At 69.5% G+C, this 10,547-nt stretch carries 10 protein-coding genes; 5 read left to right on the top strand and 5 right to left on the bottom strand.

The annotated features are described in order from the left end of the window. Positions 1 to 1,030 (bottom strand): 13E12 repeat family protein (locus tag MSZK_RS26830; protein ID WP_099251585.1); only part of this gene is annotated, 1,030 nt, incomplete at its 3' end. A gap of 80 nt (positions 1,031 to 1,110) precedes the next feature. Further along, complete coding sequence (locus MSZK_RS26825; protein WP_099251582.1) at positions 1,111 to 1,899, bottom strand: SDR family oxidoreductase; 789 nt, start codon at positions 1,897 to 1,899, stop codon at positions 1,111 to 1,113. Positions 1,900 to 1,996: 97 nt separating this feature from the next. Between MSZK_RS26825 and MSZK_RS26820 the strand changes: the two genes are divergently transcribed. Then, the gene (locus MSZK_RS26820) at positions 1,997 to 2,578 is read left to right on the top strand and encodes a TetR family transcriptional regulator (protein ID WP_233211529.1); all 582 of its coding nucleotides are present in this window, start codon (positions 1,997 to 1,999) and stop codon (positions 2,576 to 2,578) included. Here MSZK_RS26820 and MSZK_RS26815 read toward each other — a convergent pair. After that, positions 2,555 to 3,430, bottom strand: coding sequence for a DMT family transporter (locus MSZK_RS26815; RefSeq protein WP_099251584.1), 876 nt, complete (start codon positions 3,428 to 3,430; stop codon positions 2,555 to 2,557). The two genes, MSZK_RS26820 and MSZK_RS26815, sit on opposite strands and share 24 nt — an antisense overlap. Here MSZK_RS26815 and MSZK_RS26810 point away from each other — a divergent pair. Next, a complete protein-coding gene (locus tag MSZK_RS26810; RefSeq protein ID WP_371411394.1) occupies positions 3,421 to 4,794 on the top strand; it encodes a replication-associated recombination protein A in 1,374 nt (457 codons plus the stop codon). The genes MSZK_RS26815 and MSZK_RS26810 overlap by 10 nt on opposite strands. A 26-nt stretch (positions 4,795 to 4,820) precedes the next feature. After that, complete coding sequence (locus tag MSZK_RS26805) at positions 4,821 to 5,912, top strand: methyltransferase (protein WP_099251579.1); 1,092 nt, start codon at positions 4,821 to 4,823, stop codon at positions 5,910 to 5,912. On the opposite strand, the gene MSZK_RS26800 is transcribed toward MSZK_RS26805, so the two are convergent. Further along, positions 5,884 to 6,549: a hypothetical protein gene (locus MSZK_RS26800; protein ID WP_099251578.1), complete on the bottom strand. Its 666-nt coding sequence runs from the start codon at positions 6,547 to 6,549 to the stop codon at positions 5,884 to 5,886. The genes MSZK_RS26805 and MSZK_RS26800 overlap by 29 nt on opposite strands. Positions 6,550 to 6,628: 79 nt before the next feature. Then, complete coding sequence (locus MSZK_RS26795; RefSeq protein ID WP_099251577.1) at positions 6,629 to 7,249, bottom strand: antibiotic biosynthesis monooxygenase; 621 nt, start codon at positions 7,247 to 7,249, stop codon at positions 6,629 to 6,631. 126 nt (positions 7,250 to 7,375) lie between these two features. Between MSZK_RS26795 and MSZK_RS26790 the strand changes: the two genes are divergently transcribed. Next, entirely contained in the window at positions 7,376 to 7,765 is a 390-nt protein-coding gene (locus MSZK_RS26790) for a secondary thiamine-phosphate synthase enzyme YjbQ (RefSeq protein ID WP_199203510.1), read from the top strand. A gap of 71 nt (positions 7,766 to 7,836) precedes the next feature. Next, positions 7,837 to 10,545 (top strand): alanine--tRNA ligase, encoded by a 2,709-nt coding sequence (gene alaS / locus MSZK_RS26785; protein WP_099251575.1) that lies wholly within the window; start codon positions 7,837 to 7,839, stop codon positions 10,543 to 10,545. The last annotated feature ends 2 nt before the right edge of the window (positions 10,546 to 10,547 follow it).

Here is a 10,547-nt window from a genome sequence, read left to right as displayed (position 1 = left end):
AAGCATCGAGCACAGCCGGCCACCGCCTCGAAAAGCATGACCATTGGCCGAGCTCTTCTGCTCCTGATTCAACAAGTTGGTAGGCGTGGCTGGCCATGCGGATGAGATCCGGGATGGGCAGCAGGGTGCCGGCGGCGGTGACGGCGTGCCCGGTCTGCTTCTGCAGGTCTTGCACCGTGGCGGTGGCGATGACGGTGACGGGTAAGCCGTTGTGCTGTCCGAGCTTTGGATCGCCCAACTGTGCGCGCACCAAAGCCTTGAGGGCGTCGTGTTGGCGCTGGCCGTGGGTGCGGGAATCGCGTGCGGCCGCGTCGTCCGACGGCGTGATCGCGGGGTTGTCGTCGTTGGGGTTGCACATTCCCGGGGCGGCGAATTTCGCGAACCAGGGTTCCAGCTCTGCCTGCAGTTCGGGGTCGGCGAGCAGCTTGCCTTCCCGCATGCCGTCGGGGCGTTGGCGGCCCCAGGTGAAGCTGCGCTTGCGCGCACGGTCCTCGTCGGAGAACCGGCCATCGGGGTTCAGATGCAGGGCCAGGCGTGCGGCGACTTTCTCCAACTGGTCGGGGCGCAGCACCGTCGCCTTCTCCGCCAGTGACCGTTCGGCCTTCTCCCGCTCCGCTGGCGGGACATGGTCGGGCAGATCTCGGAAGAACTTCTGAATCACCTCGAGATGCTCGCCATCGATCCGCCCGTCGTGCCATACCTTCGCGGTCTCGGGCAGCGCCGGCGGCAACAGCTCGCCCGTCAAGGTGGTGCGCGGTGCCAACTGGGCGGCATTGCGGATCCGGCGACGCGCTTCGGTGGGACTGATCCGCAACACATCGGCCAGCGTGATCCCCACCGGCGGGCAGCCCTCGAACCGCTCCAACCGGGCGACCACCGCATGCGAGAGTGCGATCTGGCGGCGGCGCGCGGTCTCCAACCGGTCCACCACCGCGAACCGATCCGGCGGCGACAAGGACTCCACGTCGACGGCGGCAAGGGCCTCGACAGCATCGTCGAGCTGTTCTAACGCCACCTCAACCGGACTCACCCTTCGAACGCTAGTGCGAACCACCGACAAAAAGGTGGTCCTGCGACCGCTCTGGGGGATCGACCCGCGTCGGGGGATGACTAACTGAGCCCCATCAGCTTGCGCATCATCCGGTGCGCTCCGGCAACCACTGCCGCGCGGTCCGGATCATTCCGTCGCGCAACGTCTTCGGCGTTACCCCCGGCGACGAACACCGGGCCGTTCGGCAACTGGTCGAGCCCCTCGCGGGCGACGTCGGCCGGATCGGCCACCCGCATGCCGGGCACGTCGAAGTTCAGGCCCACCCGTTCCATCGCCGGGGTCCGGGTGACGCCGAGTACCAGCTCCAGCACGTCGACGCCGTACTCGCGCAACTCCAGCCACAACCCCTCGGCGAAGATCCGCCCATAGGCCTTCACCCCGCCGTACACCGTGTGGCGCACCGAGCCCAGATACCCCGACATCGACCCGACGAGCAGGATCCCACCGCGGCGCCGCTCCCGCATCAGCCGCCCGTAATGCTGGGTCAGCGCCATCATCGTGGTGATGTTCAGGTCGATGACGCGCTGGAAGTCGGCCAGCTCGGCGTCCAGGAACTCCGCGCTGCAGGTGTTGGCGCCGGCGTTGTAGACGAACAGCCCGACCTCGAGCCCGTCGGTGGCCGCGGTGACTTCACCGATGGCCTGCGCCGACGCCAGATCGGTTGCCACCGTGCGTACTTCGACCCCGAGCTCGCGGCACGCCGACGCGGTATTGGCCAGAGGATCCGGTTTGCGGGCAACCAGAACGAGATTGACCCCGGCCTGTGCCAAAAGCCGGGCGAATTCGGCACCGACACCTTCGGAACCACCGGCGATCACTGCCCACGGACCGTACTTCGCATACGACACGTATCGATCGTCGCTCGTATCGCGCCGGCGCGTGACGAGGGTCTCGCTGATCGGTACCGGTGCGCGGGTGCCATGGCGATGGCCGATACTGAGAGGCGTGCCGCGGATTTCAGAACCCCGGGCGCCGGCCCGTCCGGCGACCGACGACCAGGAGAACCGCCGTGGCGCCATCCTGTCCGCGGCCGCGCGGCTCGGGTCGGTCAAGGAGATCGACCGGATCCAGGCTCAGGAGATCGCCGCCGACGCCGGCGTCGCGCTACGGACCCTCTACCGCTATTACCCGTCCAAGCATCACGTGTTCGCGGCGGTGCTCGACGAGCAGGTGTCGCGTTTCCGGCCGCCACCACCCAGCGGTGACGCGGCCGACGACATTGCCAACCTGATGGTGGCTGCCTGTCGAAACCTGTTGCGCCACAAGCATCTTGCCCATGCGATGATCACGTCCACCCAGATCGTGCGCGCCCAGGCCGACGCTCCCGACGATCCCACCCTGCGTGATCTCATTCTCGAGATCGCCGGCGTCGCCGATCCGACTGCCGAACAGCTGCGGCGCTCACGACTGGTGCAACAGGCCGCGTTCGGCATCCTGACCTGGACGGTGGGTGGTGCGCTGCGGCCCGAGGACGCGCTGGCCGACGTCGACGTCGCGTGCCGGCTACTGGTGGGCGACGTCTTCTGACCCGGCACTGCGCCGACCGGCCAGCACCGATCCGGCCAGGATCAGCACCAGGCCGGCAATGTGGAACCAGGTCAGCGGTTCGCGCAGCAGCACGACGCCGGCGACCAGCGCCACCGCCGGGTTGACGTAGGTGAACAACAGCGCGCGGGTGGCACCCACCTCGCGGATCAGGGCGAAGAACACCACGAACGCCAGCGCCGTGCAGATCCCGGCCAGTGCCGCGATCGCGCCATACGCGTGCGGCGTCAACGCGTGCCGCGGCCAGGTCAGGGCCGCCGGGGTGAGGTACACCAGGGCGGCCAGCCCCAGGCAGGCCGAGGTGAGCGCGGGGCCCGGCACGTCGGCCAGGTAGCGCGCGGCGATCAATGGCGCGATGGCATAACACGTCGCGGTCAGTAGTACCTCGGCCACCGGCCAGACCCCGCCGGCGGCCAGACCGGGGGCGGCCAGCAGCGCGACACCGGCCAACCCGGTCCCGAGTCCGGCCATCCGCGCCGGCCCCAGCCGTTCCCCGCCGGTCAGCCGGTCCAGCACGGCGGCGATGATCGGCGCGGCCGCGATCAGAAGGCCGGTCAGCGAACTCGTCAGGTGGCGCTCGGCGTCAGACAGCAGCAGCCAGGCCGCGATCATCTCGAAGAATGCGAAGCCGGCAACCGCCTTCCAGTGCCTGCGCAGCAGGGTGCGGGCCTGCCGCGACAACGCCAGCGGCAGCAGCAGCGCCGCGCCCACCGCCGACCGGGTGAACACCAGTACCGGTACCGACACCTCGTCGACGGCCACTTTGATCAACAGATAGGGAATGCCCCAGATCACGCTCATCGCGGCGAACAGAACCCAGCCGCGTGCAGTCACGACGACCACCTTACGAACGTGGTAAGTGTGAGGACGTGTCCGACAGCCTGTTCGACGTATCCGACGGCGACGACGGGCGGGTCGGCTCGGCCGCGCCGGCGTCGGCGCCGCTGGCGGTCCGGATGCGCCCGGCCGGCCTCGACGAGGTGGTCGGCCAGGAGAACCTGCTGCGCCAGGGGTCGCCGCTGCGCCGCCTGGTGGAGGGCTCGGGCGCGGCCTCGGTGATCCTCTACGGACCGCCCGGCACCGGCAAGACCACGCTGGCCTCGCTGGTGTCGCAGGCCACCGGCCGGCGGTTCGAGGCGCTGTCGGCGCTGAGCGCGGGCGTCAAGGAGGTGCGAGCTGTCATCGACAGTGCCCGGCGCGCGGCGGCCTACGGCGAGCAGACGGTGCTGTTCATCGACGAGGTGCACCGGTTCTCCAAGACCCAACAGGACGCCCTGCTAGCCGCGGTGGAGAACCGCGTCGTGCTGCTGGTGGCCGCCACCACCGAGAACCCGTCGTTCTCGGTGGTCGCCCCGCTGCTGTCGCGGTCGCTGATTCTGCAACTGCAGCCGTTGACCGCCGACAACATCCGCACCGTGGTGCGCCGCGCCATCGCCGACCCGCGCGGGCTGGCCGGTGCGGTCACCGTCGACGACGAGGCCGTCGACCTGCTGGTGGCGCTCTCGGCGGGGGATGCCCGCCGGGCGCTGACCGCGCTGGAGGTGGCGGCCGAGACCGGCGAGCACGTCACCGTCGAGGTCGTCGAACAGTCGCTGGACAAAGCGGCGGTGCGCTACGACCGGGACGGTGACCAGCACTACGACGTGATCAGCGCGTTCATCAAGTCGATCCGCGGTTCGGATGTCGACGCCGCGCTGCACTACCTGGCCCGGATGTTGGTGGCGGGGGAGGACCCCCGCTTCGTGGCCCGCCGGTTGATGATCCTGGCCAGCGAGGACATCGGGATGGCGGATCCTTCGGCCCTGCCGATGGCGGTCGCGGCCGCCCAGACCGTCGCGTTGATCGGCATGCCCGAGGCGGGGCTGACCCTGGCGCACGCCACCGTGCACCTGGCCACCGCCCCGAAGTCGAACGCCGTCACCACCGCCCTGGGGGCGGCGATGAACGACATTCGGGCAGGCAAAGCGGGTCTGGTGCCGGCGCATCTGCGCGACGGGCACTATGCGGGCGCGGCCAAGCTGGGGCATGCCGTCGGCTACCGATACCCGCACGACGACCCCGACGGCGTTGTGCCGCAACAGTATCCACCCGATGAGGTGGCGGGCGTCGACTACTACAACCCGACCAACCACGGAGCCGAACGCGAAATCGCCGGCCGGCTGGGCAAACTGCGGGCGATCATCCGGCGCCGGCGCTGACATCACGATCGAGGGGGACGACATTCATGACGGCGCAGCCGAAGGTGCCACCGGCCCGAGTTGTCCGGGTCGTCGAACGGGTCCGTCAGGGCCTGTCGCAGCTGAACCGGCGGTTGGCGCCGCCGCCGGCCGAGATGCTCGAGCTGATGCTGGGCACCTGGGTGTCACAGGCGATCACCGCCGCGGCGGCCCTCGGGATCGCCGACGCCCTGACCGACGGTCCGCTGCCGGCCGGTGAACTCGCCCGGCGCGTCGACGCGAACCCGGACGCGGTGGATCGGCTGATGCGCGCGCTGGTCAGCCGCGGCGTCTTCCGCCGGCACCGGGACGGCCGCTACGGACTCAACGCGCTCGCCGAGACGCTGCGCTCGGAGGCCGCGACGTCGATGCGCGCGGCCACGCTGTTCTACGGGTCCCGTCAGCAACGCGAGCACTGGACCCATCTGGTGGACGCGATCAAGACCGGTGAACCCGTCGTCTCGAGCCTGCGCGGCAAGGAATTCTTCGACTATCTGGGCGACGACCCTGAGTTCGCGGGGCTGTTCAACGGCGCGATGACGAGCATCTCAGAAATGTCGATGCAACCTGTCGTCGCCGGCTACGACTTCGGCAGGCACTCGACGATCGTCGACGTCGGCGGCGGCCACGGACGGCTGCTCTCGGCCATTCTGACCGCCGCCCCGGCCTCCCGCGGCGTGCTCTACGACCTGCCCGATGTGGTCGCCGACGCGCCGGCGCTGCTCGCCGAGTTCGGGCTCACCGACCGCGTCGACGTGCGGCCCGGTTCGTTCTTCGACTCGGTCCCCGGTGGCGGCGACGCCTATGTGCTGAAGAACATCATCCACGACTGGGCGCACGAGCAGGCGCTGACGATCCTGCGCAACGTCCGGGCCGCGATCAAGCCCGGTGCCACCCTGCTGTTGGTCGAGTTCGTCATCCCGGAGCACGACGGCGAATTCGTCGGCAAGTGGGTGGATCTGGAGATGCTGGTGGTCGCAGGCGGCCGGGAGCGCACCGCCGAGCAGTACCGATCGCTGCTGGCCGAGGCCGGATTCCGGATGGCCGCGGTGGTGCCCACCGCGGCCCCGATCAGCGTCGTGGAAGCGGTGCCGGCCTAGCCGCGCCGGGGTGCGTCTCGGCCCGCTGGCGGATGCCGCGCAGCATCCCGCGTTCCATCACGAAGTGCACGACGTCGAAGCTGGTGATCCCGACCGCACCCCCGGATCCCCGGGCCAGCAGCCGGGTCCGGCCGTCGGCCGGGCGGACGTAAAACGCCCACGAGCCGAGTGCTGTCTCGCCGCGTTGCACCCGCTCATAGTCGGGCGCGGACATCAGCACCAGATGCGACTTCGGCACCACCTCGGCCACCACCTGCCTACCGCGCTGGCCGTACCGGCGAGCCAGCCAGACGGTGTCGCCGGCCTGCAGGTCCTGCCATTCCGGGTGCACGACGTCGGCGTTGTGCATCCGGGCACCGACCAGCCGCTCGAGGACGTCGTAGCTGTAGAAGCCGCCGCGGTTCTCGCCGATCTGGGCCAGCCACGGCCAGACCTCGTCGACGGGCGCGTCGATCGTGATCGCGCGGGTGGTCCGCGGGGTGCCTGGCTCCACCAGTCGGTCGCCGGGCAGTTCGGCGGTGATCTCGGCAGCGGTGGCGCCCCAGGTGTAGATCTTCGGCCGCGCTACCCAGCGATACAGCGCGGCGGCGCCGGCCGCCGCCATCACCGCGGCCAGAACCGGCCTCTGCTTGCCCATAGCCCCTGAAGGTAGTCCGGGTGGCCGGCCGGTGGGGAGAGACTTAAGTCCCGTCGTTGTCCCTCAAGTCATTTCGTCGTCAAGCGAGCTCGGGGACCCGCAGCTGTGCGATGGCGAGTTCGAATTCGCCGACGTCGAGCTGATCGGCGCCCAGATCGCGCAGCAGCGCGGTGCGTAACGAGCGGGCGGTGTCCTGACTGCGCTCCATCGCCTCGCGGCTGTCGTAGGTCGTGGAGACCACGGCCCGGCCCGACACCCGGTCGCTCATCAGGCTGCTGCTGGCGAACCCGTCGAGCGCCTCGATCTCCGGCAGGACCGTCGACTTGTAGAAGTCGACGGCGCGGTCGAACTGGTCGGGCCTGACCTTCAGCCAGGTGGCCCGCACCCACGCGCCGTCGGCGGAGCGGTGCTCGCGGTGGACGGCCGCGATCTGCCATTCGTCCACCGAGGTGGCGGCGTTGAACGCCTTGGCCGCCCGAGCGCGCATCGGGCGCACCTGGTCGGCGCTGGCCTGCATGGCCGCCTTGTCGGCCCACGCGGTGGTGGCGATACAGCGGCCTGATTCCCGGTCCACCAGAAGCGACATGCCGATACAGCCGGCCAGGTCCCGCAGCGCGGGCATCACGTCGTCACGGAACATCGCGATCCCGGCGTCGACGGATTCCGGGCGCGCGACAAACGTGGTAGATCGTGCGTGCACTTCTCCACCTCCTTCGATTCGGGGCGGCGCCCCGGTGGCACCACCGGCTGTCTTCACCTTCCTCCGACCGATATCGCCTGGCAACGGTTTCCGGCAGGTCCGTACCCTGGGACCGTGGACACCGATGTGCTCGACGTCGACAGCTCGCGGCGGCGGATCGTCGACCTGACCGACGAGGTGCGGTCCTTCTGCCGTGGCCGCGGTGACGGTCTGTGCAACGTCTTCGTCCCACACGCCACCGCCGGTCTCGCGATCATCGAAACCGGAGCCGGCTCCGATGACGACCTGCTCGACACCCTGGAACGGTTGTTGCCGCGCGACGAGCGCTACCGGCACTCGCACGGCTCACCCGGGCATGGCGCCGACCACGTGCTGCCGGCCATCGTGGCGCCCTCGGTGACCCTTCCGGTGACCGACGGCACCCCGCTGCTGGGTACCTGGCAGAGCGTGGTGCTGGTCGACCTGAACCGGGACAACCCGCGCCGATCGGTCCGGCTGAGCTTCGTCGGCGGCTGAGCCCGGGCCGCCCGGTAATGTGGGGCGGTCGAAGCGTCAGTCGAGCCGCACCCCGAACGCAAGGAACCCCAGTGCAGACACACGAGATCAGGAAGCGCTTCCTGGATCATTTCGTGAAGGCAGGTCACACCGAGGTGCCCAGCGCCTCGGTGATCCTCGACGACCCGAACCTGCTGTTCGTCAACGCGGGCATGGTGCAGTTCGTGCCGTTCTTCCTCGGGCAGCGCACCCCGCCGTATGCGACGGCCACCAGCATCCAGAAATGCATCCGCACGCCCGACATCGACGAGGTGGGCATCACCACCCGGCACAACACCTTCTTCCAGATGGCGGGCAACTTCTCGTTCGGTGACTACTTCAAGCGCCGCGCGATCGAGCTGGCCTGGTCGCTGCTGACCAACCCTGTCGACGAGGGCGGCTACGGCTTCGACCCGCAGCGGCTGTGGGCCACGGTCTTCTACGACGACGACGAGGCCGTCGAGCTCTGGCAGGAGGTCACCGGTCTGCCGATCGAGCGGATCCAGCGCCGGGGGATGGCCGACAACTACTGGTCGATGGGCATCCCCGGCCCGTGCGGCCCGTGCTCGGAGATCTACTACGACCGCGGCCCGGAATACGGCGTCGAGGGCGGCCCGGAAGCCGACGAGAACCGCTACATCGAGATCTGGAATCTCGTGTTCATGCAGAACGAGCGGGGCGAGGGCACCAGCAAGGACGACTTCGAGATCCTCGGGCCGTTGCCGCGCAAGAACATCGACACCGGGATGGGTGTCGAGCGGATCGCCTGTCTGCTGCAGAACGTCGACAACGTCTACGAGACGGACCTGCTGCGCCCCGTGATCGACAAGGTGGCGCAGTACGCCCCCCGCGGCTACGGCCAGGGCAGCCATGAGGACGACGTCCGTTACCGGGTGATCGCCGACCACAGCCGCACCGCGGCAATCATCATCGGCGACGGCGTCACCCCCGGCAACGAGGGCCGCGGCTACGTGCTGCGCCGGCTGCTGCGCCGCATCATCCGGGCGGCCAAACTGCTCGGCGTCGAGCAGCCGATCATGGCCGAGCTGATGATCACCGTCCGCGACGCGATGGGCCCGTCCTACCCCGAACTGGTCACCGACTTCGACCGCATCCAGCGCATCGCGGTGGCCGAGGAGACCGCGTTCAACCGCACGCTGGCGTCAGGCTCGAAGCTGTTCGAGGAGGCCGCGGCCGCCACCAAGTCGGCAGGCAAATCCGTGCTCGGCGGCTCAGAGGCATTCACCCTGCACGACACCTACGGGTTCCCGATCGAACTCACCCTGGAGATGGCGGCCGAAGCCGGCCTGAGCGTCGACGAGCTCGGCTTCCGCGAGTTGATGGCCGAGCAGCGCCGCCGGGCCAAGGCCGACGCCGCCGCCCGCAAGCACGCCCACGCCGACCTGTCGGCGTTCCGCGAGCTCGTCGATGCCGGGCCGACCGAGTTCACCGGCTTCGACGAGCTGACCAGTGAGGCCCGGATTCTCGGCATCTTCGTCGACGGCAAGCGGGTACCGGTGGTGGCGCATCACCCCCGCGTGCACTCCGAAACTCCGCCGCCCGAGCGCGTCGAGATCGTGTTGGATCGCACCCCGCTGTACGCCGAGTCCGGCGGGCAGATCGCCGACGTGGGCGCGATCTCCGGAACCGCGGGCAGCGCCGCGGCCAAGGCCGCCGTCACCGATGTGCAGAAGATCGCCAAGAGCCTGTGGGTGCATCGGGTCAACGTCGAGTCCGGCGAATTCGTCGAGGGTGACACTGTCACCGCGGCCGTCGATCCCGAGTGGCGTCGCGGCGCCACCCAGGGTCACTCCGGCACGCACATGGTGCACGCTGCGTTGCGACAGGTGTTGGGGCCCACCGCCGTTCAGGCCGGTTCGCTGAACCGTCCGGGCTACCTGCGGTTCGACTTCAACTACCAGGGCGCCCTGAGTGACGAGCAGCGCGCTCAGGTCGAGGAAGTCACCAACGAGGCCGTGCAGGCCGACTTCGAGGTGCACACCTTCAACGAGAAGCTGGAGAAGGCCAAGGCGATGGGCGCCATGGCGATGTTCGGCGAGTCCTACCCCGACGAGGTCCGCGTGGTCGAGATCGGTGGCCCGTTCTCACTGGAACTCTGCGGTGGCACCCACGTGCACAACTCGGCTCAGATCGGTCCGGTCACCATCCTCGGGGAGTCCTCGGTCGGTTCCGGCGTGCGCCGCGTCGAGGCCTACGTCGGCCTGGATTCGTTCCGCCACCTGGCCAAGGAACGCGCGCTGATGGCCGGGCTGGCCTCCTCGCTGAAGGTGCCGTCCGACGAGGTGCCCGCCCGGGTCGCGAGCCTGGTGGACCGGCTCAAGGCGGCCGAGAAGGAACTCGACCGGATGCGGATGGCCACCGCCAGGGCTGCCGCGGGGAATGCCGCCGCGGGCGCCGAGCAGGTGGGTAAGGTCCGTCTGGTGGCGCAGCGGATGTCGGCCGGCATGAACGGCGGCGATCTGCGCTCCCTGGTCGGCGACATCCGCGGCAAGATGGGCTCCGAGCCCGCGGTCGTGGTGCTGATCAGCGAGGCTGACGACGGTTCGGTGCCGTTCGTGGTGGCGACCAACCCCGCCGCGCAGGACGCCGGGCTGAGCGCCAACGAACTGGTCAAGCAGATCTCGCCGGCCGTCGGCGGGCGCGGCGGCGGCAAGGCCGACCTGGCCCAGGGCTCCGGCAAGGACGCCGCGGGTATCGACGCTGCGCTGGCGGCGGTTCGCGCAGAGATCGCCCGGAGCTAGCG

This window comes from Mycobacterium sp. shizuoka-1 (assembly GCF_002723835.1).
Lineage (GTDB): Bacteria > Actinomycetota > Actinomycetes > Mycobacteriales > Mycobacteriaceae > Mycobacterium.
The sequence above is the reverse complement of the archived record's forward strand: the minus strand, read 5'-3'. Positions and strand labels throughout refer to the sequence as shown.

What these genes read in the sequence shown, in the direction of transcription:
- MSZK_RS26805 (WP_099251579.1), top strand. Translation starts at nt 4,821, where the DNA reads ATGACGGCGCAGCCGAAGGTGCCACCGGCCCGAGTTGTCCGGGTCGTC.
- MSZK_RS26800 (WP_099251578.1), bottom strand. Translation starts at nt 6,549, where the DNA reads ATGGGCAAGCAGAGGCCGGTTCTGGCCGCGGTGATGGCGGCGGCCGGC.